The following is a 24,964-nucleotide window of genomic DNA, read 5'->3' as shown; positions in this document are numbered from 1 at the left end:
GCATCGTCCCCCAGGGGTCGATGCCTTTTTATTGTCGGCTCAGGGACCGCCGGCCCGATCCGCCACCGCATCGTCCGGTACGAGAAGCCAGGTCGCCGCGGCGGCCAGCAGCGCCGCTACGGCGGCGACGGCGAAGGCCAGGACCAGCGAATGGCTCGCCAGCACACCGCCCAATGCCGCGCCCAGCGGCAGGCCGCACATGTTCAGGCTCATGGACACCGCCAGCGCCCGGCCCAGCCAGGCCGGATCGGTGCGGCGCTGCCGCAACGTCAGCAAGCCCACGTCCACCGGGCCGGTCAGCGCGCCGACGACGATCATCCCGGCAGCCAGTCCCCACAGGCCGAAATGCGCGCTCAACGGGTAGATCGCGACGGCGGAAGCCAGGATTCCCGCCACCATCAATGGCCGCTCGCGCCCGGCAACGCGCGCCGAGCCGCTGTACAAGGCGCCCACGCTGCCGGCCAGACCCGACAGCGCCCACAGCGCGCCCACCATGCTGTCCGCCGCGCCGCGATCACCCAGCTCGCGCAGGACAAAGACCGGCACGGCGATGATCAGAATGCCGAAGCTCGCCATGAAGAGGGCATACGACACCGCAAGCCCGCGCAGCACGCGATGGCGCAACACGTAGATCAGACCCGCCCTGGCGTCGCCCATCAGGGACGTGCCCCGATCGGGCGGACGGCTCTCTTCGCGGCGGGTGAGCGGCATCAGGCTGATCGCCGCCGCGAGGTATGATGCCGCGACGACCATCAGCGTGGTGGTGGCGCCGGCGACGCCGAAGAGAAGCCCCGCCAGCACCGGGCCCAGCACATCGACCAGCGCGTAGCTGCTGGTATCGAGCGCATTGGCCCGATCCCGTGCCGACTCCGGCACCAGGCGCGGAATGAGGGTCCGGATGCCGGCGAAGCTCAGCGGACTGGTGAGCGAGTAGAGCGCGACCAGGAGCAGCAGCGCCGGCGGACTCATCGCATCCGCGACGTGCAACACCACGATGCCGGTCAGCAGCAATGCGCCCATGACCATGTCGACGACGATCGCCTTGGCGATTCCCAGGCGATCCAGCAGCGCGCCGGCCAGCGGGCTGACCAGCATCCCCGGTGCCATCGACGCAAACGACACCCAGCCCGCCAGCACGGGCGACTGAAAGGCGTTCAGCGCGTAGAGCACGATGGCCAGCGAGAACATGCGCCCGGCCAACCGCGACAGGGCCGCCGACAGCAGCAGATTGGGCACGTCGGCCAGCCGCAGCACCTGCCAGTACGACCGCGATACGTCCGTCATCCAAGGTAGCCCGCGCGACTTGATCGTGCAGCTTACCCCTGGTTGATCAGCCACACACCAGCAACGATCAGCACCAGGCCGGCGATCTTGAGCAGACCGAAGGGTTCGTTGAACAGCAGGTAGCCGACCACGGCCACGATGGCGTAGCTCAGCGACACGCTGGGGAATGCCACCGACACCGGGATCTTGCGCAAGGCGATGATGTAGAGGAACGCCGCCATGCCGTAGAGCATCAGCCCGACGATCGTCTGCGGCCGCAGCAGCTGCTGGACAATGGTCTCGCTGTCGGCGCCCGCCTTCAGCAGGATCTGGCCGCCGATGCCGGTGACGATGCCGCCGGCCAATGCCGCATAGAAGAGCCACATGGGGACTACTCGGCAGCCCGGTCGGCCGTATTCTGCAGCGGTGGCGGCAGGGGCGGTGTCGATGACCACTGGGCGCGGGCGGCCTCGACCGGCGAGATGTGGGCGCGATCGCCGCCCGCGTAGGGCCGCCCGGACGCCGCGCTGCCGGCCGCCGGTTCATGCGCGACCAGCGATCCGCCGTCGTGCAGGTAGATGCGGCGCACCATGTATTGCGGCTTGCGGTTGGCGGTCAGGAACATGCGGCCCAGATACTCGCCCACGACTCCCAGGATCATCAACTGCACGCCGGCCAGCAGCGCCACCGTCGACATCAGCGACGCCCAGCCGGTCGGCAGGCCGCGGTTGATCAGCGCCTCGATCAGCACGGCGAGGAAGCCGAGCAGGCCGCAGCCGCTCAGCACCATGCCGGTGACGCTGGCGACGCGCAGCGGCAGCACCGAGAAATTGAGGAACATGGACAACCACAGCCGCACCAGGCGGCGCAGCGTGTAGTTGCTGCGCCCTTCGGCGCGCGGCAGGTGCATGACCTGCAATCGGCCGACATTCTCCGTGATCTGGAAGATCAGGCCGTCGACATAGGGATAGGGCCCGTCATAGCTCACCAGCCGCTCGCGCAGAAAGGCGCTGACGCAGCGGAAGCTCGACAGGTAGAGACCGCGCGGCTTGTCGATCAGGCGATCGGCGCACCAATTGGTGAAGCGGCTGCCGATGTTGCGCCACGCCGCATGCTGCTTGGTCGCATAGTAGGTGTAGACGACGTCGTAATCGTTATCGCGCGTGTACTCGAACAGGCGGCGCACTTCCTCCGGCGGATTCTGCAGGTCATCGTCCATCGTGATGGCATAGTCGCCGCGCGCATGGGCCAGCCCCGCCATGACCGCGTTGTGCTCGCCGTAATTGCGCGACAGGTCGACCAGGGTGACCGGCGCACCAGGCTGTGCCGCCAGCGCGCGACAGACCTCGAAACTGTTGTCCGGGCTGCCGTCATTGACCAGGACGACCTCGAGGCCGCCCGGCACCTCCAGAGCACGCAGCGCCGCCACCAGTTCGCCGACGCTGGCGGCCCCGTTGTAGACCGGCACCACGATGCTGAGGGCAAATGGCCGTTTCATGATCCCTTCGTTCCACCCTTCTGTGCCACCAGCAGGACCGAGCCGCCGAACGGCAGCGACAGGCCCCAGCCGATCAGGCGACGCTCCAGCCCGACGATGGCGGCGAACAGCGCGTTCACCGGCGCCGGCAAGGCCTGCACGTCACTGCCAGTGTTCCGCAGCAGCACCCGTCTCGCAACCATCAGCGGAAACAGAAAACAGTTCCAGTACGAGGTACGCCGCACGCTGAAGCCGGCTTCCTCCACCAGCGCCCTCGCCCGCCCGCGCACGAAGCGGCGCACATTGTGCACCTGCCGGTCGTGCGCCGACAACATCCACGGATATGCCGGCAGATTCAGGATCAGGATTCCGCCGCTTTCGAGGCACCGGTGCGCTTCTTTCAGGGCCAGTGCCGGATCGACCAGGCCATGCGAGAGGACATCGGCGCTCACGATGGCGCCCAGCGTCGCGTCGGCGAATGGCAAAGTCGTGACCGAGCCGATCACCACCGTCGCGCTGCTCTTGCGGGCCGCCAGCCGTGCGGCATCCGCGTCGTACTCGACCCCCAGGTGGCGGCTTGCCGGCCGGCTGCGGCCAAGGGCCGCAAGCAGCCCGCCGGTACCGCAGCCGGCGTCCAGCAGCGGCCCGACGTCACGGCCCACCGCCGCCTGAACCTGATCGACCAGCAAGCGGTGCAGGCCGAGGTACCACCACAGGCGGCCCTCCAGGGCGTGCATCTGATCGTACTCGTGGCGCTCCATGGCAAGCTCTATAGCGCACTGCCGGATCCGTTGCAGCGCACAGGTGGTCAGGACCGCCGGTGCTCTGCTATCGTACCGGCGCGCCGTTGCCGCGCGGCGAGCCACCGATCCACGCTTTCACAGCCCGTCTTGCCCGATCATCGCCCTTCATCCTCCGATCACGAGGTCGAACGCCCGGATGCCGGCCGGATGCCGCCGCCAGCATCCGCCGGCGACGCCGCGCCGGACGTCGTTCACCACCCTACGCGCTTTCTGCGCGACCGGCTGCCGACCGGTGCTGCGCGGGCGATCGAGGTGCTGCTGCTGCTGATCCCGATCGCCTGGGCCGTGGTCTATCTCTTTCCGCCCATCAATCACGATGTCGCGGCGTTGATGGACGTGGGGCATCGCTGGCTCGACGGCGAAAAACTCTACGTCGACATCATCGACATCAACCTGCCGCTGGTCTTCATCCTCTATGCCGTGCCCGAGGTGCTGGCGCGCCTCTTCGCCTTCACCGGCCTGGACGCCGCGACCTGGATGACGATTGCCTTCTACGTGGCGATCATCGGCTCGTTCCTCACCTGTCGCGCGCTCACCCACAAGGTTCCGTCGCTGGCGCATCCGTTGACCGAAGCCCTGGTGCCGCCGACCCTGCTGTTCCTGTTCGTCGTGCTGCCCAACGAGAACTTCGGACAACGCGAGCACCTGATGTTCGTGCTGACAGCGCCCTACCTGCTGCACGCCGCCGAGCGCGCCGAGGGGCGCGCCGCGGCGCTGGGCCGGATCCCGACCTGGGCGATCGCGATCGCGGCCGGCATCGGCCTGGCGCAGAAGCCGCACTTCCTGGTGATCCCGTTCGTGGTCGAGCTCTATCTGCTGCTGCACCGCGGTTGGCGCCGCACCATAAGCGACGCCGTGCCGTGGCTGATCGGCGCGGTGGCGATCGGGCATGCGGCGCTGATCGTGCTCGGCACGCCGGCCTACCTCACCACCGTGTTGCCCATCATCTGGGACTCCTACACCCATCTCGGCGAAGTGACCTGGCTGGGGGTTCTGTTCGGGCCGGTGCTGGGCCCCTGCCTGCTGGCGTTGGCCGCCTTCGGCCTGCTGGCCATCTTCCTGGCCCGCACGGTGGCGGCCCGCGTCATCGTCGCCTACGGGCTGGGCGCGGCGCTGGCCGCCGCCCTGCAGGCCAAGGGCTGGCCCTATCACGTGCTGCCGGGGCTGTCGGCGACCATCCTGCTGGCCGCGGTGACGATCTCGCAGATGATCGACCGCTACCTGCCGATCGACCGCGATGCGCACCGCCTGCCGGTGATCGCCATCAGCGCCACCTTTCTGATCCTGCTCTACTTCCAGGCCGCATTGTTCACGCCGCCGTTCCAGAAGCAGCGCCAGTTCGAGGACAGCATCACCGGCGTGCTGCTGCACATCGTCGAACAGAACGCCGCCAACAAGCGCATCCTGGTCATGTCGCCCGGCATCTATCCCTACTATCCGCTGGTCAACTACGGCGGCATCCGCATGACGATGCGCTTCCAGACCATGTGGGTGCTGCAGGGGATCTATGCCGACTGCGAGGAGTATCCGACGCTGTACAACGCGCCGGAAGACATGTCGGAAGCCGAACGCTTCGTCTTCGAGTCGGTGTCCGACGACATGGAACGCCAGCAGCCCGACCTCGTCATCGTCGATCGCGTCGCCGGCATGCCGCGCTGCCAGGGGCGCGTCTTCGACTACCTCGAATACTTCATGCGCAACCCGAAATTCGCGCGCGCCTTCGAACGCTACACGCATTTCATGGATGTCGACCGCTACGTCATCTACAAGCGGCGGTGATCGAAGCGCTAGGACGCAGACGTCTTTCCCGGCACCTTGAAGACGCCGGAGGCCGACAGCACGACCTCGCCAGCGCAGACCAGATCGCAGCGGGCGAAAACGAAGTTGGGCGTGCGGCGGGTGATGACGGCCTTGCCCTCTATCCAGTTGCCGATGCGGGCGCCGCGCACGAAATCGCTGTTGAGCGTGATGGTCGGGTGCACGCCGGGCGTCTTGGTGGCGTAGCCGCAGCCGAACCCCATCACCATGTCGGCCAGCGTCACCAGGCAGCCGCCATGCGCGATACCGAGCGGATTGCCGTGGCGCGGTTCGAGCATCAGCCCGACGCGCGGGCCGTCGGCCTCGAGCTTGACGTGCAGCGGCCCGACCAGCCGTACGAAATCGTCGGCCATGTCGAGGCGCACGAAACCGTCGGGGATGCTCACGTCAAACCTCCCTGATCAGCCGGCGCCGATGCCGGTCGGCGACTGGGCCAGGTGCTGGAGCGCGTGCCGGATGTCCTCGGGGATCGGCCGGCCGCGGCCGCTGTCGCGGTCGTAGGCGACGATGATGGCATGACCTTCGGCGGCGCAACGCCCTTCCTGATCGAAGATCGCCTGGCCCAGCACGAACGACGAGCGGCGGACCTCGATCAGCCGGGCGCCGACCCGCACCGTACCCGGGAAGAACATCTGGCGGCGGAAATCGATGTCCAGATGCGCCACCACCGTCGACAGGCCGTGCGCGCGCATGAACGCCATGTACTGCGCCATGTAGGTGACCCGCGCGTTCTCGAACAGAACCAGGAACGCCACGTTGTTGACGTGGCCGTTGGAATCGATGTCGGCGAAGCGCAGCGTTTCGTTGGTGAGATGGCCGTACGCGGACGGGTCGGCGAGATCGACAGCCGGCGACACCAGCTGGGGAATGGCATTCATCCTGAAACTCAACCCTTTCTGAATTCGATGCCGACGCCGCCGGCGGCCGCGGCCGGCACCAGCACGCGCCCGTCGCCGTCGGCGGTGCAGGCAATGCCGCCGGCGCGCAGCACGCCGGCCGTGCGGGCTGTATCCGATACGTTGAAACTGAGCAATGCCGGATGATCATCGCTGCGGTGCGGCGCAATCCCCGGGTACAGCGCCTGGAAGCGCTCGCGCGTCAGGTAGCGGATCGACGTGGCGCCGCGGCCGACCACCAGGTCACCGCCCTCGCGCCGGACGGCCGCATCGCCGAACACCTTGCCGACATAGGCCGCGTCGGTCATCGGATCGGCGGCGATCACGGTGGCGCCGGCGAGACCCGTCACGCCGTTGTCGTGCGCCGCCCATTCCGGGCGGTAGACGAACTGCGGCGTGCGGTGCTCGCAGGCGAAGAAGCCCAGCAGCTTGGCGCGCTGGGTCGCCAGCCGCACGGTGCGAAACGCCGCCTGCTCCTGCCGGCCGGCGATGTCGACGGCGCGCGCGAACTCCAATACGGGGTCGGGCTGCAGGCCGGCCGCCGTCCACGCCGCATGCGCGATATCGGCGCCGTCGGTGCGCAACGCGACATTGGCAAGCCCGCCGCCGGAGCGCTCCAGCCAGGCGCGTCGCTCGGCGTTCAGCGGGTTGGCCTCGACGATACCGATCAGCTCGAAATAGGTATCGCCGAAGATCATGAGGTGGTTGGCCGTGCCCAGCCGCGTGTGCAGGCCACGCGGCTGCACCTGGAAGCCGAGCCCGGCGTACGTCGCCCGGGCCGCCTCGATATCGGCCACGACCACCACCGCGTGGTCGATGCCCGTGACCGCCTGTCCCGTCATGCCTGCCTCACGCCGGTCGGCGGCGGATCAGGTTGGTCGCCCGCACCGTCGTCACCACTTCGCCCTTCTGGTTCTGCAGCGATGCCTCGTTGATCAGGATGCCGATCGTGGGCTTGCTGCGCGACTCGCGCTTGTCCAGCACCTGCATGGTCCCGCTCAGCACGTCGCCGGGCCGCACCGGCTTCAGCCAACCGATGTTGTCGATGCCGGGCGAGCCGAGGCTGGTCTCGGGATGAAGATAGTTGTCCACGATCAGCCGCATGACGATGCTGCCGGTATGCCAGCCGCTGGCGATCAGCCCGCCGAACATCGACTGCCGCGCCGCGACCGGGTCGATGTGGAACGGCTGCGGATCGAACTGCCGCGCAAAGGCGATGATCTCATCCTCGGTGATCGCCCGACTGCCGAGGTCGTAGCGCGCGCCGACCTCGTAATCCTCCCAATAGCGCAACGGTCCCGGCATGGCATGGTCCTCTTGAATCGCGGCGGCGCTCAGCGCGCCGCCGGCGGATGGCTGAACAGCCAGGTCTCGATCGCCGCCGTCACGATCTCCGGCCGTTCCAGCGGCGCGACGTGACCGCAATCGTCGATCACGATCAGCTCGGCGTCGGGCACGGCGGCGGCGATCTCCTGCGACAGCGCCGGCGGCGTGAGCTGATCGTCGCGGCCGCAGACGACCAGCGTGGGCACCGAGACCGATGCCAGCAGCGGGCGGTTGTCCGGCCGGCCCATGATGGCGACCTGCTGGCGCAGGAAGCCGTCGCGGCCGATGCTGGTCGCCATGGCGAAGATCGGTTCGGTGACCGATGGATCATCGAGCCGGGACGGATGCACCAGGCGCGGCAGCAGCCGCGGCGTGACCCCCTTGAAGGCGCCGGTCTGCGCCAGCCTCAGCATGGCCTGGCGCTGCGCCGTCTGCTCCGGCGTGTCGGGACGGGCGCTGGTGTCGAGCAGCGCCAGGCGGGTCACGCGGTCCCGCGCCTGGCGCAGGATCTCGAAGGCGACATAGCCGCCCATCGAGAACCCCAGCAGGGCAAAGCGGGGCGGCGCCTGCGCCAGCATCGCTGCCGCCATCTCGACCAGCGACTCGTGCGCCGCGAGGTCGGCGACCAGGCAGTCGACGCGCGAGCCCAGGGCGGCGATCTGCGGCGCGAAGACCCGGGCGTCGTTCAGCAAGCCCGGGCAAAGCACCAGCGTCGGCCGTTCGGGACGGGAGGAGATGGACATCTTCTACCTTCCCCCGCTCGCGGGGAAAGGTGCCCGAAGGGCGGATGGGGGGTGCTGCAACAGCGACGATGCTCGATTGCGAGCACCATGTCCGCCGCAATGCCCCCCATCCGGCGCTACGCGCCACCTTCCCCCGCAAGCGGGGGAAGGTAATGGATCACCGGCGCTGTGAGCCATATGCGATCACCTGTTCGGGACGGGAGGGAGCCATCTAGCGGATCAGCCGGCTGAGTTCGCGGAATTCGGGCGTGCCGGCTTCGCCCAGGCATTCGAACAGCACCTGTTCGACGTTCACGATCCAGATACCTTGCGGCCGGAGCCGCTCGAACGCCAACGCCACGCTGTCGGTCCGGCGCGAGGAAATCGCGTCGGCCACCAGGAAGACATCATAGCCCGACGCCCGCAGCATGGTGGCGGTCTGGGCGACGCAGACATGCGCCTCGACGCCGGCCACCACCACCTGCGGACGCTGAACGGCTTTCAGCCGATCGGCAACCTGGGGCTGCGCTGCGGCCGAGAACTGCGTCTTGGCGAAGACATGCGCCCGCTCGGGCACCAGGTCCAGCAATTGGGGCACCGTCGGCCCCAGCCCTTGCGGATACTGCTCCGTCACCGTGACCGGCAGTTGCAGTGTGCGTGCAGCCTGCAAAAGGACGGCGGTGCGCTCGATGACCCGCCCGCCCTCGTGCATGGCGGGCATCAGGCGCTCCTGCTCGTCGACGACCAATAGCTGTGTCTTGGCGCGATCGATCAGCATCAAACCCCTCCTGTGCCGGCCACCTTAGGCGGATCGGCCGACGGCCGGCAACCGGCGCCGGGCCCATCGCCATGTTCAAATCAGGGGCTCGGGACGCGGTGGCCGCATGTCCGAATCGCACGGCGTCGCATTGACAGGCGAACGGCACTGCATATCATGCGCCCCGTTCGCGAACAGACGGTCGGCCGTGCCCCCAACATGACGCCTGACCGCGCCGCCAGAGGCTTGGGGCCCTGCGGAAATAGCTTGGAATTTCAATGGGTTTTGATCTGCTGGGGCTTGGCCCCGATGTGTTGAAAGCGGTCGCTGACGCGGGCTACACGCAGCCCACACCGATCCAGGAACAGGCCATCCCCTATGTCCTGATGGGGCGGGACGTGCTGGGTTGTGCCCAGACCGGCACCGGCAAGACGGCCGGTTTCACCCTGCCGATGATCGAAATCCTGGCTTCCGGGCGCGCCAAGGCACGCATGCCGCGGTCTTTGATCCTCGAGCCGACGCGGGAACTGGCCGCCCAGGTGGCCGAGAGCTTCGAGACGTACGGCAAGTACCACAAACTGTCGCAGGCCCTGTTGATCGGCGGCATGTCGTTCGACGATCAGGAGAAGGTGCTGGACCGCGGCGCCGACGTGCTGATCGCCACGCCCGGCCGGCTGCTCGACCATTTCGAGCGCGGCAAGGTGCTGCTCAACGACGTGAAGATCCTCGTCATCGACGAGGCCGACCGCATGCTGGACATGGGCTTCATTCCCGATGTCGAGCGCATCGTGTCGCTGGTCTCCAAGATGCGGCAGACTCTGTTCTTCTCGGCCACCATGCCGCCGGAGATCCGGCGCCTGGCCGAAGCGTTCCTGATGAACCCCAAGGAAATCACCGTGGCGCGTCCGGCCACGACGGCAGCGACCGTGACCCAGGGCCTGGCCATCGTGCCCGAGTTCGGCAAGCGCGAGGCGCTGCGCCGCCTGATCCGCAGCCAGGAAGTCAAGAACGCCCTGATCTTCTGTAACCGCAAGAAGGATGTGGACATTCTCTACAAGTCGCTGGCGCGCCATGGTTTCAACGTCGGTGCCCTGCACGGCGACATGAGCCAGCCGGTGCGCACCGAAACGCTGGAGCGCTTCAAGCTGGGCGAGATCCAGCTGCTGGTCGCCTCCGACGTGGCGGCCCGCGGCCTGGACATCGACGACATGAGCCACGTCTTCAATTTCGACGTGCCGTTCCAGCCCGAGGACTATGTGCACCGCATCGGCCGCACCGGCCGGGCCGGCCGCAGCGGTGTGGCCTTCACATTGGCGTCACCCGAGGATGGCAAGCTGGTTGGGTCGATTGAACGAATCATCGGCCAGGAAATTCCCCGTATTGCGGTGCCGGACATGGATGCTGCCGAGCTTGAGCAGGAAGGTGACGACCGTCGTCGCCGCGGCCGTGGCCGCGGTGGTCGTGACCGCACGCGGCGCGATCGCGAGGCACCGCCGGCGACACAGTTCCGTGATGCCGATGCCGACGGCACGGACGACCTGCTGCCGCCGGCCGAGGCGGCGACCGCCAGCGCCGAGAACGGCCGCACCGGCGAGCGCGGCCGCAACAAGCGCCGGCGCAACGATCGCCATGGCGAGCGCAGCGCGCGCCCGCCGCGCGATGCCGATCGCGACGGTGTCGATGACCTGCAGCCGCCCGCCCCGCCGGCCAGCGAGCAGCGCGAGGCCCAGACGGAAGAACGTCGAGGCTCCCGCCGCGACGAGCGCCGTCGTGATGACCGTCCTCGCGATGACCGGCCCCACGATGATCGCCCGCCGCGGGAAGACCGCAATCGCGACCGCCACCATGGCCGCGACCGGCGCCGCGATCGCAACTGGGACCGCGATGACGGCCCGCCGGTGGTGGGTTTCGGCGACTTCACGCCAGCCTTCCTGTCGCGCCCCGTCCCGCCGCGCCGCCGCCGCACGAACAGCACCACCGACGAATCGGTGACCGACGAAGCGGCCTGAGTTTTCCCCTGGGGCGCGAGTGTGCCCCTCGCCCCGCGAGAGCGGGGAGAGGAGCAACAACGCGAATGCGGCTCCCGGGATTTCATTTGCGTGCGCGCCGCTTTAGGCTGACCCGCAGCGCGGTTGTCCCCACAGCGCATTCGGGAGCGGCTTCATGCAGACGATCTTCATCCTGGTGAAATGCGAGCTGGGCAAGGCCTACGAGGTTGCCGACGAAGCCGTGCAGGGTGTCGAGCAGGTCTCGGAGGTGCACTCGATCTCCGGCTCCTATGACCTGTTGATGAAGTGCTATCTCGATGATGCCACCGATATCGGGCACTTCGTCACCAGCAAGATCCAGACGCTGGCCGGTATCAAGGACACCTACACCTACATCACGTTCAAGGCGTTCGGCTGATTGCCCTGAAGCCGGGGCAATCGCTGATGGCATCAACCTCACCCTGAGGAGCGAGCGCAGCGAGCGTCTCGAAGGGTGGGCTACCGCACGACCGGTGCGGCAGCAGTTGGAACGGACGAACGAGACTGCAGCCATCCTTCGAGACGCCGGCTGCGCCGGCTCCTCAGGATGAGGTTGTGCGCCGCCACAAGCGCTCCCGCCCATCCTTCACCCGTCGACGATTTCGGTCGCCAGCCAGCGCTTGAAAGCCCGCAGGCCGAGATGGGCGGCGTCGCTCTTGCGATGCACCAGCCAGTAGCCGCCGGTCGGCTGGCAGATCGGCAGCGGCCGGCACAGCGCCCCGCTGCGCTCGCGGTCGGCGAACAACGGGTCCAGTCCCAGCGCCACGCCGCCGCCCTGCTCCGCCACCTGCAGGGCCGCGCTGAACCCGTCGACCCAGATCGCATGCTGCGGCTTCAGCCCGCCGACGCCGGCCGTCTCCAGCCAGGTCGGCCAGGCGAGCGGAAACGTGGTGACATGGATCAGTGCGGCGCGCGCGAGATCGGCCGGGCGGCGCAGCTTCAGGTGCTTCACCAGACCCGACGTGGCGACCGGCGTGCTGCGGATGTCCAGCAACCGCATGGCCACCAGCCCGGGCCAATCGCCATTGCCGTTGCGGATGGCGGCGTCGAATGTCTCGGTGTCCAGGTCGACGTGGCGGCTCGCCGTTTCGATCACCAGTTCGACCTCGGGATGCTTTGCCATGAAGCGCGACACGCGCGGCACCAGCCAGGCCGAGGCGAAGAACGGCAGCACGGCCAACCGCAGGCGGCGATGACCCGCCAATCCCTCCGTCGGCGCCGCCGCGCGTGCCAGCTCGGCGAACGCACGCCCTGTGCCGGCCGCCAGGGCCTTGCCGGCGGCCGTCGGCTGGATGGCACGATGCGCGCGCGTGAACAGCACCGTGCCCATCGCGCGCTCCAGCGCGCCGATACGGTGGCTGATGGCCGATGGCGTCAGGTGCAGGGCAGCCGCTGCGTCCTTGAAGCTGCCCAGCCGCATGACGGTATCGAACGCCTGCAGCGCCAGCAGCATCGCCGGCTTCAGCCGTACCGCCGCCGGCACCGGCCGCGCCGCATTCAGCGGGGGGCCGTCGTTTCCTTTGGATCGCTCGCGTCCACGCGCGCCCTCGTCCGTCGCGTCAGCGCGAGGCGATGTCAACGGCGCCGGCGCGGCACGCCGATGCGCGCGTGAATGCGCGCGGTCCACGGTACGTCCTCAGTTGATCAGCCCGTAGAACTTGGCGGCGTTCTCGCAGGTGATCTTGTGGGTGACGTCGGCCGGCAGATGGCCGAACTGTTCGGCGATATACTTGTCGGACTGCGGCCAGACGCCGTCGCCATGCGGATAGTCGGAGCCCCACATCAGGGTTTCCGCCCCCATGTCGTCGATCAGCTTGGTGCCGATGCGGTCGAACTGGAAGGTCGCCTTGCACTGGCGGCGCCAGTAGTCGCTGGGCTTCATCTTGAGGCCCAGGTCCGTGAAGCGATCCTCCCACTCGTAATCCATGCGATCGAGCGCATAGGGGATCCAGCCGCAGCCGCTTTCGCCGAAGGCGATGCGCACATGCGGGTATCGCTCCAGCACGTTGGCCGAGATGATGGCGGCCAGGATGTTCACCAGGTTCATCTGGAAGCCGGACACCACGGTGAAGAAGATCGAGCGGCCGACACGCCCGCCGTGTTTCTGGATGATGTCGGGCGGAACGTTGGGGAAGGTGTGGAAGTGCAGCGGCAGCCGCACCTCGTTGACGGCCTGCCACAGCGGCTCCCACATCGGGTGCCACATCGGCTCCATGTCCCATGAGCAGGAGAGCTCGAGCCCGCGGATGCCCATGCGCGCGACGCGATGGATCTCCGTCACCGCCGCATCGATGTCGCCGTAGGGCAGACACGCGAGGCCAATGTGCCGGTCCGGATAGGATCGGCAGAATTCCTTCAGCCAGTCGTTATAGATGCGCAGCATCTCGTTGGCGGCCTCGCGATCGCTCAACCGGCCGGCGGCACCGAGGATGCCGTAGATCACTTCGGCATCGACGCCGTCGCGGTCGAGGTCCTTGATGCGCAGATGCGGGTCCGACACGCGGCGGATGCCTTTCTTGCCGTCCTCGTAGAGGCCGGTTTCCGCCATGACGTCGACCCGGTGATGCTTGCCGGGAACATATTTCTGGCCGGCCGGACCGACGCCGTTGAGGTAGCCGAAGCTGGCGCCGTTGCGGGCGACCCAGCGTGGACCGTCGGCGCTGTCCTCGACATAGGGCATGCGGTCCTTCAGCGCGCGCGGCGCCTGCGATGTGAACAGATCGGGCGGCATCCACGGCAGGTCGAGGTGGCAGTCGGCCGAAATGCGCTTGTACTGCATGACGCTTCCTCCTGCGGCCGGTCAGCGCCTTCTGGGAGCGCCGGCGCCCGGTCTCACACCCGGCAGTATGAGCGCTGTTGCGCGCAGCCCACAACAGCAGCGCCCCGGCCCGGATCGCCGCGTTCCGCATGGCAGGGTCGCCGGCAGTTGATCGGCCGCCATCCCGTCACCTGGGAAAGCAGGGCGATCGCATCGGATCTGGGACATTGGCCTGGGCCGCAACAACATGCGCCGGGCGCGCGCCACGCCGTGGCGCGCGCCCGGCGTTTGATCGAACCGCCTTGGGTCGCATGCGATCGTTCTGGACCCTTTGTCCACAGCGGCCGCGCACGCGAGTCCGCCAGCCCCGAATTTGCCATGTCGGCGCCACGAATTCGCAGCCTTTCCGGCCTCCCGTACGGCGCCTACGGCACTGTCCGCGCCGGACCATCGGTCCGGGCTGGACCAAAGAGTGGAAGACATGGACAGACGGCTGCCCTACGCCGCCACTGTTCGCAGTCGATGTATCGAAAGCGTAGGTCGAAAACGACCACGTGTTGTCCCTGACGAAACAAAGAGTGCGTGCCGCGATGATCAAGACGTTCTTCCTGCGACCTGGGTATTTCGCCCGCAGCGGTGGGCTGTGGTACGGGCCGGGCATCCTGCTGATTGTTGAGCCGACAGAACGGGTCGAGATGTTCACCGATCGGCGGGGCGCGGCGGACACCTGCGTCGGCGCCTACACCTTCGCCCAGCTCGACGAGCAGGCACCGCCCGCCGGTCTGATGTGGGCCCTGCCGTTCATGCCCAACCGCGCCCATCACATGGCCCGCGTCGCGGCGTGATCGCCACGCCAACGCCGGCCTGTCGTACGACCCCGGGAACACGCGCCAAAAGCTGACGTTTCCCCTCTCGGCGCCCATGATGCGATCGCGAGGAGGAGCCCGCATGTCCCACCGCGGAGCACCCGCCAGGGAGGCCACGCCGCCGACCACATGGCTGCGGCGTGCCCGCGGCCGCTGGTGGGTGTGGACGGCGGCCGCCATCGCGATCGTGGCGCTGGCCGTGGCCGGCGTCCTGTCGCCGGTGGGAACGTGGATCGATACCTACCGCGGCTGGGTGGAGAGCCTCGGCGTCTGGGGCGTCGTTGTCTTCGGCGTGCTGTATGTGCTTGCCACGATCGCGCTGCTGCCCTGTGCACCGCTGTCCATTGTTGCCGGCCTGGCCTATGGCGTCTGGGCGTTCCCCCTGGTGATCGCATCGGCCATGACCGGCGCGGCGCTGGCATTCCAGATCGGCCGCCATCTCGCCCAGGAACGCGTGCGTGCCTGGGCCCGGGATCACCCGCGCGGCGCCGCCGTGATCGATGCCGTGAGCGCGCAAGGCTGGAAGGTCGTGCTGCTGTTGCGGCTGAGCCCCTTGATCCCCTTCAACGTGCAGAACTACCTGTTCGGCATCACCAGCATCCGTTTCACGCACTACGCCGTCGCCACCGCCATCGGCATCCTGCCGGGCGCCGCCTTGTTCATCTCCATCGGCGCCTTCGGCCACGGTGCCGACGATGACGAGGGCAGGCTGCTGAACTGGATCCTGTTCGGCGTCGGACTGGCCGCGACGGCGCTGGCGGCCGTTCTGGTGTCACGCACCGTCATGGCGAAGCTGCGCGCTTCAGCGCCGCGCGCCGAGGAGAAACAAGGCCGTCCACAGCCCATGCAGGATGGCGATCGGCGGTGCCATCAATAGCCAGAATTCGATGGCATTGAGCACCATCAACAGCACGGCCAGCGGCACGACCGAGACAAATGAGGCAACGGCCGTGAGCCGCAGCCATTGCAGCGATGCCGGCATTCCCGGCGTCGGCATGAACCAGGCAACCCAGGCCGCCAGGGGAACAAGCAGAAGAAGCGCGCCGGCCCACAAGGCCATGACGACGACCAGCAGACCGGCACCCCGGCCGCTGCCGGAGAGGTCGGACCACATCCACATCGCGGGGAGCAAGGCCGACAGGACCGCGGCGGCCACGGCACCCCATACGTACGTGCTGCGCGATGCATCCCATAGCCCGCGCGCCGGCCGGTGGTCGGGTCCAATCACCGGTTTCTTAGAGCGATTCATCGTTTGATGGAATCAGTGGCGCCTGTCGTCCTGAGCGCAGCGAAGGACCTTGCGGTGGATCGCGCAAAGCATGTCGGCGCTGACAATCATCAGCACCGACAGTGTTGACGGCAACACCGCAGGCTCCTTCGCTGCGCTCAGGATGACATCGCGAGCCTGCGGCCCCATCACGTCCAACCGACGTGAAATGCTGGAAAGGTCAAGCCCAGACCGTCTGATACAATGCCACGATCTCGTCCTTGGTCGGCACGCGCGGGTTGTTGTTCGGCGAGCCCGACGCCAGCGCCTGCTCGGCCATGGTCGGCATCAGGCTCATGTATTTCGCCTCGTCGATGCCGTAGGCCTTCGGTGTCGGCACCTTGAGGTCCGCATTGAGCTGCCGCAGCGCGTCCAGCAGCATCGCCACCGCGGTCTGGTCGGAAACGTCGTCGCCGGCGACACCCATGAACCGGGCGCAATCGGCATAGCGGTTCAACGCGGCGCCGGCCGAGAACGCGGTGATGGCCGGCAGCAGCATGGCATTGCTGAGCCCGTGCGGCACATGGAAGAAGGCGCCGATCGGCCGGCTCATGCCGTGCACCAGCGCCACCGACGAATTGGAGAACGCCATGCCGGCCTGGGTCGACGCCAGCATCATCGCCTCGCGCGCCGCGCGATTTTGCGGCTCGGCGCAGACCGTGCGGATGTTGCGATAGATCGCCGCCATCGCCGCCCGCGCCAGGCTGTCGGCATGCGGGCTGGCACGCTTGCTGACATAGGCCTCGATGGCATGGGTCAGCGAGTCGATCCCGGTATCGGCGGTGAGCCGATAGGGTTTGGTCAGCGTCAGCTCATAGTCGACGATGGCGGCGGCGGCCATGCACGGCACGCCGGCGATCAACATCTTCTCGTCGGTTTCGGTATCGGTGATCACGGTGAAGCGCGTCACCTCGGAACCGGTGCCGGCCGTGGTCGGGATCGCCACCAGCGGCAGGCCCTGCTTGGGGATCGGGTTGGGCACCTTGTACTGGCGCATCTTGCCGCCATTGGCCGCCAGCACGCTCATCGCCTTGGCCGTGTCGATCGGCGAGCCGCCACCGAAGGCGACCAGGCTGTCGTAACCACCGGCTTTCATGCGGGCGACTCCGGCCTCGATGATCTCGGTGGTCGGATCCTCGATCGTGTCCGAGAACACGTCGAAGGCGACTCCGGCCTTGGTCAGCACATCGGTCGCCGCCGCGAGCTTGCCGCTCGACACCATGAACTTGTCGGTGACCACCAGCGGTCGCGTCCCGCCGACCTGGCCCAGCACGTCGGCGACCTGTGCGATCGCACCGCCGCCGATCACGATCATGCGCGGCGTCAGAATGGTGGCGATGGTCATGCGCGGCCTCCCTCGGTGTGCGTCGCGCGAAATCTATCCGATCCGACAGCGAAGGGAAGCACACCTGAGGCGCTATGGCGTTCACACATTCCAAGCGTCCCTTCCCCCAGAGGGGGAAGGTGCCCCGCAAGGGGCGGAAGGGGGATGTTGAAACAGCTTCTGAGCCTACTGAGCAGCATCGAATCGATTTCGACATCCCCTATCCGGCGCTTCGCGCCACCTTCCCCCTCCGGGGGAAGGGCGTTTTCAAAAGGGCTCAACCCCGATCACAGTTGGCGGAAGATGGCTTCGGCGGCGATCAGATCGAAGTGGCCGCCGCCGGCGTTCTTGAAAAACGTCACGTCGTCAGGCGAGCGGCGGCCGGCGACGGTACCGCCGACCAGGTCATACAGGTCTCCCAGCACATCGCTCGCCGCGATGGCGCCGCTGGCGATCGGCTGCAGGATGTCCCCCACACCGGCGAAAGCCGACTCGCGGCGATCGACAAAGACGCGGGCCCGCTGTGCCGCCGCGTCATCCGCCTCACGCGTCTTCTCCACATAGCCGCCCACCAGGTCGAGGTGGACACCGGGCTTCAGGTTGTCGCCCTTCACGAGAGGGACGTGCGAGCGGGTGCAGGTGGTGATGATGTCCGCCACACGGGTTGCCGCATCGAGGTCCTCCGTGACCTCGACGGCGATCCCGTCGCGCGCCAGTTCGGCGGCGACCGCCATCGCCCGCTGCCGCGTGCGGTTCCAGATCAGCACCCGCCGCAGTGATGGCCGGACCGTGCGATGCGCGCGCACAAGCCACCGCGACATCTCGCCGGCGCCGACGACGAGCAGCGTTTCCGGCGACGGCGGCGCCAGAAGCCTGGCGCCGAGCGCCGAATCGGCAGCCGTGCGCCAGTAGGTGATCTCGGTCCCATCCATGACCGCCAGCGGCCTGCCGTTGGTGCCGTCGAAGAGCACGCACACGGCCTGGACCGCGGGCAACACGCCCGTGTCGAGATTGGCCGGAAAGCTGGTGATCAGCTTGCTGGCCATGAAGCGCCCATGGTCCACGGCATTGCGCGCGAAATAGAACGCCGTCTCGTTGCCCATGGCGTCGTCCTGGACATCGATCTTGCGACGCCGATGCGCCGCTTCGATCGCATCGATCAGGACTGGAAAGGTCAGGATTTTTCGGATCTGCGCCGCATCGACAAACCGCAGGGAGCCGGGCTGTTCAGTCATTGGCAATACTCCGAGCCGGCGCGAACGCCGGTTGATCAGACACAGGCAAACGCCCCCTCAGCGCGAACGCGCTTCGGCATCCAGGCTTTCAGGCGCCAGCAGTTGTCCGCTCCACTGGGCGCGTTCGACCTGATCATGGACGATGCCGGCGATGGCATCGCCGGCGAAACGGGCCAGTCGCGACACCGGGCGATCGGCGGGGTGGGACAGGACCAGCCGGCGTACCGGCACCGGATCGATCAGCGCGGCGGCCGTCAGGCGGCGGCTGGCGATGTCCTCGCGGATCGGCGCCAGCGGCAGGATCGTCCATCCATGCCCATGCCGCACCAGGTCCTTCAGCGTGGCGTAGGAGTCGGCCTCGACGGCGACATCAAGCGTGATCCCCGCTTCGGTCGCGCAACGCTCGACGATCGTCCGCAGGCCATGCGGAACGCTGGGCAACAGCAGACGCTTGCCGTCCAGCGTCTTGAACGGAGTCGGGCGCACGGTCGAGAATCCGGCGTCCGCGGGCCCGATCAGGAACAGATTTTCGAGCAGCAGCGGACGCGACCGCAGCGACCGGGTCGGCCGCGGATCGTAGAGGATCGCCACATCGATCTCGCCGCGATGCAGCCAGTCCAGCAGGTAGCCGGTATAGGCACTGACCAGGCGCAGCACGGCCTGGGGATGGGACCGGCCGAACAGGTCCACCAGCGGCACGGAGATGATGTCGCCGACCGTCGGCGGCATGCCGATGGCGATCTGCCCCTTCAACGGTGCGTCCGCGTTCGATGCGCGCGCCCTGATCTCCTCGAGTTCCGCCATGATTCGCTCGGCATGGCCCAGCACCTCGCGGCCCTGCTCGGTGACCACCATGCCGCGGCCGTGGCGGACGAACAGGCGAAGGCCCAGTTCCGCCTCCAGCAGGCGCACCTGGCGGCTGAGCGCGGGTTGGGCGATGCGCATTCGGTCCGCCGCCTTGCTGAGGCTGCCCAGTTCGGCGACCTGGATCAGGGTGCGAAGTTGTGAAAGCTCCATGAGCGATAGAATATCATTATATCTGTTCACACAAAATGCTCGAAGCAATAGCATTATGTGATCGTTAGTCTCCCCGTGGTTTTCCTGGAACGGATCGGAGATCGACGATGTCGGGCGTTGCAGCAGGTCTTGACCCGGCACGCGGCGGCGCACCGCCGGCTGCCCCGCCGGAAGCGTCGTGGCCGTCGGACGTCTATCGCGTGCTGAAGGCGGCGCAGGTGCGCCAGATGGCCTACGTTCCCGATGCCGGCCACAGCACGTTGATCAAACTGTTCGATGCCGACCCCGATGTCGTCGCCAACGTATTGACGACCGAGGAGGAAGGCATCGCCATCGCCGCCGGCGCCTGGCTGGGTGGCCAGCGCGCCGTCCTGCTGATGCAGTCCAGCGGTGTCGGCAACTGCATCAACATGCTGTCGCTGCCGGCGATCGCCCGCTTCCCGCTGCTGATGCTGGTGACGATGCGCGGCGAGTGGGCCGAGTTCAATCCCTGGCAGGTGCCCATGAGCCGCGCGACGCAGCCGGCGCTGGAAGCGGTGGGCGTGCGCGTCATGCGCGCCGAGACACCGGCGGATCTGGTCGACACCGTCGCGGCCGGCGCGGCGCTCGCCTACGAGGCCGACCAGCAGATCGCGGTTCTGATCGGACAGCGTCTGCTGGGCCGGAAGACATGGTGATGTCCATGACCAATACCGTGCATCCCGTCCCCCTCGCCCGCCGCGACGCCATCGCCGCGCTCCTGCAGCACCGGCGGGACGCGCTTGTCGTCACCGGCCTGGGCTCACCCACCTACGACGTCCACGCAGCCGGCGACCGCGACGACAATTACTATCTCTGGGGTGCTATGGGCGGTGCGGCGCTGGTCGGCCTCGGCCTGGCGCAGGCGCAGCCCACCCGGCGCGTCCTGGTGATTACCGGCGATGGCGAGCAGCTGATGGCGTTCGGCAGTCTCGCCACCATCGCGGTGGCGCGGCCGCGCAATCTCGACATCGTGGTCATCGACAATCACCATTTCGGCGAGACCGGCATGCAGGCGAGCCATACCGGGCGCGGCATCGATATCGCCAACGTCGCGGCGGCCTGCGGCTTTGCGTCGACCCGCACCGTGCGCACGCCGCAGGACATCGCGGATACCGGCGAGCACCTGCACGCCGCGTCGGATGGACCGCGCCTGTTCGTCATCAAGGTCGCAGCGGAAAACCCGCCACGCTCCCTGCCCGCGCGCGATGCCGTGCACATCAAGAACCGCTTCCGCGCCCATCTCGGCTTCCCGGCGGGATGACCCCGGCCTCCGGTCCATAGGCGCTCGCTCACACACGACCTCACCCTGAGGAGCGGCCCGCAGGGCCGCGTCTCGAAGGGTGGACAAACAGTACAAGCGCTGCGAACCCGCTTTTTCAAGACTCCGCCTGTGGCCAATCCTTCGAGACGGCCGCTACGCGGCCTCCTCAGGATGAGGTGGGTCGACGGGAACGTTGAACAAATCGAGGGCAGCCGCCTCCTGTCGCTCGATTCCATCCAGCACCATGGCCAGCATCGCCGGGAAGTCCGGCTGCTCATGGACCAGCTCCCATGCACCGTCGTGGTTCCACACGAAGCAGCGGCCGTAGCGGTCGCCAGGCTCGGTGTGGAGAAGCACGAGATTGCTGGCGTCGTACGGCTCGGCGATCGGAACGAGGTGGCGCAGCGCAACGCCAGACGACTCACGGAATGACGCCGCGGCATTCGCCTCGCTGTCGGTGAGCGTGACGAAATGGATGAAGTCCTCGCGCATCTGCGACAGCTGATCCGGCCCGGCGAAGCGCAGGCGCGTGTCCTCATCCGGTAACCGCACGAAGAGGTCGCAGCGACCCCGCTCCTGCAGGAACGCACGATAGGCGTCGGGAAACCGGACATCGAGCGCGGCCTCCGCCGCGGCGATCGCTGCCGCGTCGGCAGGCTGATGCCCACCGCTCCAGCGCCAGGTCGCGCGCCCGGCAGCGGTGTCGGCAGCACGGCGGGCGGCATACGCTGCCCAGGAGGCGCGCGCGGTGATCGACTCGTAGCCGCCGCGATCGGCGTAGCGATAGATGCTGTCGTAGGCGTCCTCTTCGCGCTCCGGGAAATGCGTGCTGAGAATCCAGGCTTGAAGGATCAGCCGATCTTCGTCCCGGTACGCGTCCAACGCAGCGTCGATCGCACCCAGGGCAGCCGACGCATCGGGCGTTGCGCGCGCATCGAGATGGCGGCGCGCCAGCAGCGCATAGACGTGTCCTTTGACGGCGCGGGCGGGCAGCGACCAGGTATAGTAAGGTTGTTTGCCGGCTTCGCGCTGCACCAGCGTATCGCGAGCGCGCTCGGCGCGTTCCAGGGCGTCGGATGACTTGATCGCGCCGGCGTGGCGTGCCGCAAGCCACAAGGCCATGGGTTCGTCGGCCGCCGGTGTTTCCGCGAGCGCCGCCAGCCTGTTCGCCTGCACGTCCACGGGATCGGCGAAGCTCGCCATCATCGCATCGTCCAGCAACCGCTGCCACGCCGGTTTCGGTGTGAAATCGCCGCCGAGATCGCGCAGCGTATAGTCGGTGTGGTGTGTTTCGACGTAGCCCGCGGCGCGCAGCCTTTCCACTTCGTGCCGAAACGCCGCGATGCTCTGCGACGCCGTGTCGAACGCCTGGCGCAGGAATTCGCCCGGCAGGTTGGCTCCCGGTGGCAGGGGTTTGCTCCAATCGAACGCCAGGTAGTCGACTTCCTTCAGGTAGATGCCCATCAGCGTGTCGGAACCGAGCGCCAGCAGCACCAGGCGATCATCATCGCCCGGCGGTTTGTGAAGGAATTTTGCGAAATACATGGATCTCCGGAGCAAGGCCTTCGCCGACCGCCCCGAACCTTAGACAAAAAGGTTGACGACATTTCGGCACGGCCGCCGTCTGTCGCCGCCCGCTGTCATTCCGAGCGAAGCGAGGAATCTTTGGCGGTGTGCGGACCGTTCACGAATAGAAAGATCCCTCGCTGCGCTCGGGATGACAGTTATGCAAGCCGGCAGAAGCACACGCTCCCGGGCCGATGGCATCACCAGAGTATCTTAGTTGACCGGCGACGGCGTGGTCTTCACCCACATGTTGCCGCGCTCGTGGGTCATCACGAAGGTGAAGCCGATCACCTTCCAGCCCGATGGCGTGCGTGCCAGTTCGTGGGTGTAGTGGCCCCACACCTCCCACAGCGGCTCGCCGTTGCCCTCCAGGCGATTCCAGGCATAGGCATGCGAGTAGACCGTGGCGCGATCGCCCTGCACCGTCGGCAGGTGGTTGCCGCGCAGATGGAGACTGCTCTTGCGCGGGCCGAGGTTGCGGCGCCAACCGGCGATCAGGTCGTCGCCCGTCACGACCGCAGGCTGGCCACCGATCAGGGATGTAAAGTCCGTTCGGACCTCATCGGCGAAGAAACTGCGCGCCTGTACCCAGTCCTTGCGGTCGACCGCAACGTCGATGGCGTTCGTGACCCGGATCACCGCCATCTCGTCATCGCGGGCCGATTGCGCCTGCGCCGCGGGTATGAACGCTCCCACGAGCAGGGCAGCACATCCTGCCGTCAGCACACGGCGTCTGTCGTTTTTCATCATGCGCTCAGACATTTGGGTGCGCGCACCCGTATTCAAGACCCCGGTTCAGATCCCTGGCGGACCCGGCCTGCTTTCAGCCGGTCAGGATCTGGCGCGCCGACGCACGCGCACGAGTTCGAGCCCCGCCTCCCGGGCGATGCGCTGCGCGAGAGGATGAAGGCGGTCGAGATTGTGTGTGGTTGCCACGACAAGGGGCGTCCGTCCGGCGGCCTGTGTCGGGCGGAACTCCAGCCGCCACGACGGCGCACCGTCATCCTGCGTCTCGACCAGCGCCAGTTCGCGCACGCTGCCGAGCGACATCGCCTCATCGCGTCGGTTCCACAGGCCATGGTGCATAACGCGCACGCTACCGGCGCTGCGATCGACGTCGACGCGGCTGTAGCGGCGCGCCAACCACCGGTTCAACGCAACGACCAGGCATGCCAGCGCGCCCAGAACGCCGGTCAGCCAGCCGATGAAGGGATCCACGGGCTGGTGCCGGAAAATCGAGGTCGACGCCCCCAGGCGTCCGGGCCCGACGACCAGGAGAATCGCCAGCACAACGAGCGAGACAACCACGGCGATCCGACGACACCAACGCCCCAGCCGCGTGGTATCCGGTTCGATGCTCCTCAAGGGAATCGTCGCGCGCTCCGGCAAGCCGGGGGTCATATCAGTCACTTTCCCCAACGACAGATGATGGTGTCGCGCAGGCAACACCGCCGAGCTGGTCGATGATGCGCCCCGTCACAATGGACCATAGCGGCGGCTCGAGCGCGGCATCCTGAATGAGCCTCGCGTTTCCGACATCGCATCCGTGTTGCCAACTACACCACCGTCACCTGCAACGCCGCAAGAGAGCCTGGGCTTTCAATGGCTCATCACGATCACAGCAGCGCATTGTTCAGGTCCGTCCGGCCTCGAACCTTCCAGACGACGGAACCGTCGCCTATTCCCGAGAGGGAGAGGGACGCGAACTGCCGGGTCAACCAATGGGCAAAAGGAGCGTAGTGGCGCTCGCGAATCTTTTCACCGGAGAACATGACACTCTCCAGATCTTCAGGCCAATTTGGGTTTCGCGCGCGCCCGCCGGGGTACTCATCTCTTAGGCCGATGATATGACCGAACTCGTGAAGGACTGGGCGTTGTTCGAATTTCGTAGAGACGCCGCGAACAATACGGTCTCTGACAATAGGGTCCAGGTCGCGACTGTACAATGTTACTTCCAAGTCGGCGCCAGCACGATCGATGCTCACCTTGCTTACTTTGCCCTCAAAGCCCTTGGTGTAATCTACCGGATCGACCTTGGTGACGGTCACCGACCAGCGGGTCTCCGTGACCAATGGCGTTGTCGTCCAGGGCACCACGGCGAACACCACGTTGATTTCGTCGAACCAGGAGTTCCTGCGTGACGGCAAGATGGGATGCGCTTGGCTCCACCAAGATTCGATGGTGCGCGAGAACGACTTCATGAAAAGATCGGGCTGGTCGCCTGCCCACTCCAGCAAGGACCCGTAGGGTTTTCGTGACCTAAAGAAAGAAAACCGTGGTGCGATGTCGACCGTCAGAACGCCGCGGCGCGACTTTCCAGATTCCCAGAAAAGCGCCAGATTATAGACGCCTGGGGTCTTCAGTCCTGCGGGTGCATTCACGTTCCGTTGCTCGAACAAAGGACCACGCGTTACGTCGAGCAGTAGTGTCGGCTTCGCCGGCATGGAAGCCCTCCGAGGGTCAGCTGACCCCTTCAGTGGTGATGGCTTCCTGATGTGTAGCGAATCCTGACCGATGGCACGTCAACCTGAAGGTTGATGCCGCATGCCATCGCGAAAGA

General features: G+C 67.1%; 27 protein-coding genes. 7 read left to right on the top strand and 20 right to left on the bottom strand.

The features are described from left to right. Positions 1 to 39: 39 nt before the first annotated feature. Genes FQU96_RS34485 through FQU96_RS34470 form a run of 4 tightly spaced genes read right to left on the bottom strand, consistent with a single transcriptional unit; the run spans position 40 to position 3,501 of the window. Positions 40 to 1,284, bottom strand: coding sequence for an MFS transporter (locus tag FQU96_RS34485; RefSeq protein WP_146545944.1), 1,245 nt, complete (start codon positions 1,282 to 1,284; stop codon positions 40 to 42). A 32-nt stretch (positions 1,285 to 1,316) separates the two neighbouring features. Continuing rightward, positions 1,317 to 1,649 (bottom strand): SMR family transporter, encoded by a 333-nt coding sequence (locus tag FQU96_RS34480; RefSeq protein ID WP_146545943.1) that lies wholly within the window; start codon positions 1,647 to 1,649, stop codon positions 1,317 to 1,319. Positions 1,650 to 1,654: 5 nt separating this feature from the next. Next, entirely contained in the window at positions 1,655 to 2,761 is a 1,107-nt protein-coding gene (locus FQU96_RS34475; protein WP_146545942.1) for a glycosyltransferase family 2 protein, read from the bottom strand. Continuing rightward, positions 2,758 to 3,501, bottom strand: a complete 744-nt coding sequence (locus FQU96_RS34470; RefSeq protein WP_218574993.1) for a class I SAM-dependent methyltransferase — start codon at positions 3,499 to 3,501, stop codon at positions 2,758 to 2,760. The genes FQU96_RS34475 and FQU96_RS34470 overlap by 4 nt, the downstream gene beginning before the upstream one ends. Positions 3,502 to 3,690: 189 nt before the next feature. Between FQU96_RS34470 and FQU96_RS34465 the strand changes: the two genes are divergently transcribed. Next, positions 3,691 to 5,322 carry a hypothetical protein gene (locus FQU96_RS34465; protein WP_146545941.1) on the top strand — a complete coding sequence of 544 codons (1,632 nt, stop codon included), beginning with the start codon at positions 3,691 to 3,693 and terminating at the stop codon, positions 5,320 to 5,322. An 8-nt stretch (positions 5,323 to 5,330) separates the two neighbouring features. Here the strand turns inward: FQU96_RS34465 and FQU96_RS34460 are convergent, their stop codons facing one another. The 6 genes from FQU96_RS34460 to FQU96_RS34435 all read right to left on the bottom strand — a co-directional run bounded on the left by FQU96_RS34460 (position 5,331) and on the right by FQU96_RS34435 (position 9,083). Then, positions 5,331 to 5,747, bottom strand: a complete 417-nt coding sequence (locus FQU96_RS34460; protein ID WP_146545940.1) for a PaaI family thioesterase — start codon at positions 5,745 to 5,747, stop codon at positions 5,331 to 5,333. A 15-nt stretch (positions 5,748 to 5,762) separates the two neighbouring features. Further along, positions 5,763 to 6,239: a thioesterase family protein gene (locus FQU96_RS34455; RefSeq protein WP_146545939.1), complete on the bottom strand. Its 477-nt coding sequence runs from the start codon at positions 6,237 to 6,239 to the stop codon at positions 5,763 to 5,765. 8 nt (positions 6,240 to 6,247) lie between these two features. Then, positions 6,248 to 7,099, bottom strand: coding sequence for a VOC family protein (locus tag FQU96_RS34450; RefSeq protein WP_146545938.1), 852 nt, complete (start codon positions 7,097 to 7,099; stop codon positions 6,248 to 6,250). A gap of 7 nt (positions 7,100 to 7,106) precedes the next feature. Then, positions 7,107 to 7,562, bottom strand: a complete 456-nt coding sequence (locus FQU96_RS34445) for a MaoC family dehydratase (RefSeq protein WP_146545937.1) — start codon at positions 7,560 to 7,562, stop codon at positions 7,107 to 7,109. 29 nt (positions 7,563 to 7,591) lie between these two features. Continuing rightward, positions 7,592 to 8,326 (bottom strand): alpha/beta fold hydrolase, encoded by a 735-nt coding sequence (locus tag FQU96_RS34440; RefSeq protein ID WP_146545936.1) that lies wholly within the window; start codon positions 8,324 to 8,326, stop codon positions 7,592 to 7,594. Between the two features lie 211 nt (positions 8,327 to 8,537). Beyond that, the gene (locus FQU96_RS34435) at positions 8,538 to 9,083 is read right to left on the bottom strand and encodes an isochorismatase family protein (protein ID WP_146545935.1); all 546 of its coding nucleotides are present in this window, start codon (positions 9,081 to 9,083) and stop codon (positions 8,538 to 8,540) included. Positions 9,084 to 9,340: 257 nt separating this feature from the next. Between FQU96_RS34435 and FQU96_RS34430 the strand changes: the two genes are divergently transcribed. Further along, positions 9,341 to 11,071: a DEAD/DEAH box helicase gene (locus FQU96_RS34430; RefSeq protein ID WP_146545934.1), complete on the top strand. Its 1,731-nt coding sequence runs from the start codon at positions 9,341 to 9,343 to the stop codon at positions 11,069 to 11,071. A gap of 154 nt (positions 11,072 to 11,225) precedes the next feature. Next, the gene (locus tag FQU96_RS34425; protein ID WP_146545933.1) at positions 11,226 to 11,468 is read left to right on the top strand and encodes an Lrp/AsnC ligand binding domain-containing protein; all 243 of its coding nucleotides are present in this window, start codon (positions 11,226 to 11,228) and stop codon (positions 11,466 to 11,468) included. 207 nt (positions 11,469 to 11,675) lie between these two features. Here FQU96_RS34425 and FQU96_RS34420 read toward each other — a convergent pair whose 3' ends face one another. Together FQU96_RS34420 and FQU96_RS34415 are read right to left on the bottom strand one after the other, a co-directional pair. Beyond that, positions 11,676 to 12,572 (bottom strand): LysR substrate-binding domain-containing protein, encoded by an 897-nt coding sequence (locus FQU96_RS34420; protein WP_146545932.1) that lies wholly within the window; start codon positions 12,570 to 12,572, stop codon positions 11,676 to 11,678. A 153-nt stretch (positions 12,573 to 12,725) separates the two neighbouring features. Beyond that, positions 12,726 to 13,868 (bottom strand): amidohydrolase family protein, encoded by a 1,143-nt coding sequence (locus tag FQU96_RS34415; RefSeq protein WP_146545931.1) that lies wholly within the window; start codon positions 13,866 to 13,868, stop codon positions 12,726 to 12,728. 569 nt (positions 13,869 to 14,437) lie between these two features. On the opposite strand from FQU96_RS34415, the gene FQU96_RS34410 reads away from it, so the two are divergent. Together FQU96_RS34410 and FQU96_RS34405 are read left to right on the top strand one after the other, a co-directional pair. Further along, entirely contained in the window at positions 14,438 to 14,692 is a 255-nt protein-coding gene (locus FQU96_RS34410) for a hypothetical protein (RefSeq protein ID WP_146545930.1), read from the top strand. Between the two features lie 103 nt (positions 14,693 to 14,795). Further along, positions 14,796 to 15,590 (top strand): TVP38/TMEM64 family protein, encoded by a 795-nt coding sequence (locus tag FQU96_RS34405; protein ID WP_178130906.1) that lies wholly within the window; start codon positions 14,796 to 14,798, stop codon positions 15,588 to 15,590. On the opposite strand, the gene FQU96_RS34400 is transcribed toward FQU96_RS34405, so the two are convergent. From FQU96_RS34400 to FQU96_RS34385, 4 genes are all read right to left on the bottom strand, one after another. Further along, on the bottom strand, positions 15,516 to 15,941 hold the full coding sequence (locus FQU96_RS34400; protein WP_146545928.1) for a hypothetical protein: 426 nt from the start codon (positions 15,939 to 15,941) through the stop codon (positions 15,516 to 15,518). The genes FQU96_RS34405 and FQU96_RS34400 overlap by 75 nt on opposite strands. A 220-nt stretch (positions 15,942 to 16,161) precedes the next feature. Next, positions 16,162 to 17,325, bottom strand: a complete 1,164-nt coding sequence (locus tag FQU96_RS34395; protein ID WP_146545927.1) for an iron-containing alcohol dehydrogenase — start codon at positions 17,323 to 17,325, stop codon at positions 16,162 to 16,164. A 266-nt stretch (positions 17,326 to 17,591) separates the two neighbouring features. Then, positions 17,592 to 18,539: an ornithine cyclodeaminase family protein gene (locus FQU96_RS34390; RefSeq protein WP_146545926.1), complete on the bottom strand. Its 948-nt coding sequence runs from the start codon at positions 18,537 to 18,539 to the stop codon at positions 17,592 to 17,594. 57 nt (positions 18,540 to 18,596) lie between these two features. Beyond that, positions 18,597 to 19,556: a LysR substrate-binding domain-containing protein gene (locus FQU96_RS34385; RefSeq protein ID WP_146545925.1), complete on the bottom strand. Its 960-nt coding sequence runs from the start codon at positions 19,554 to 19,556 to the stop codon at positions 18,597 to 18,599. A 107-nt stretch (positions 19,557 to 19,663) separates the two neighbouring features. On the opposite strand from FQU96_RS34385, the gene FQU96_RS34380 reads away from it, so the two are divergent. Together FQU96_RS34380 and FQU96_RS34375 are read left to right on the top strand one after the other, a co-directional pair. Then, positions 19,664 to 20,233 (top strand): thiamine pyrophosphate-binding protein, encoded by a 570-nt coding sequence (locus FQU96_RS34380; RefSeq protein ID WP_146545924.1) that lies wholly within the window; start codon positions 19,664 to 19,666, stop codon positions 20,231 to 20,233. Further along, a complete protein-coding gene (locus FQU96_RS34375; RefSeq protein ID WP_146545923.1) occupies positions 20,233 to 20,838 on the top strand; it encodes a thiamine pyrophosphate-dependent enzyme in 606 nt (201 codons plus the stop codon). Before FQU96_RS34380 ends, FQU96_RS34375 begins: the two co-directional genes overlap by 1 nt. Before the next feature lie 153 nt (positions 20,839 to 20,991). On the opposite strand, the gene FQU96_RS34370 is transcribed toward FQU96_RS34375, so the two are convergent. From FQU96_RS34370 to FQU96_RS34355, 4 genes are all read right to left on the bottom strand, one after another. After that, the gene (locus FQU96_RS34370; protein ID WP_146545922.1) at positions 20,992 to 22,383 is read right to left on the bottom strand and encodes an SMI1/KNR4 family protein; all 1,392 of its coding nucleotides are present in this window, start codon (positions 22,381 to 22,383) and stop codon (positions 20,992 to 20,994) included. Between the two features lie 234 nt (positions 22,384 to 22,617). Continuing rightward, positions 22,618 to 23,151, bottom strand: a complete 534-nt coding sequence (locus tag FQU96_RS34365) for a nuclear transport factor 2 family protein (protein WP_146545921.1) — start codon at positions 23,149 to 23,151, stop codon at positions 22,618 to 22,620. Positions 23,152 to 23,235: 84 nt separating this feature from the next. Continuing rightward, positions 23,236 to 23,805, bottom strand: a complete 570-nt coding sequence (locus FQU96_RS34360; RefSeq protein WP_146545920.1) for a hypothetical protein — start codon at positions 23,803 to 23,805, stop codon at positions 23,236 to 23,238. A 215-nt stretch (positions 23,806 to 24,020) separates the two neighbouring features. Further along, the gene (locus FQU96_RS34355; RefSeq protein ID WP_146545919.1) at positions 24,021 to 24,848 is read right to left on the bottom strand and encodes a hypothetical protein; all 828 of its coding nucleotides are present in this window, start codon (positions 24,846 to 24,848) and stop codon (positions 24,021 to 24,023) included. Positions 24,849 to 24,964 lie beyond the last annotated feature (116 nt).

This window comes from Reyranella sp. CPCC 100927, assembly GCF_007859315.1.
Lineage (GTDB): Bacteria > Pseudomonadota > Alphaproteobacteria > Reyranellales > Reyranellaceae > Vineibacter.
Note: the sequence above shows the minus strand (reverse complement) of the source record. Positions and strands in the feature narration are given on the sequence as shown.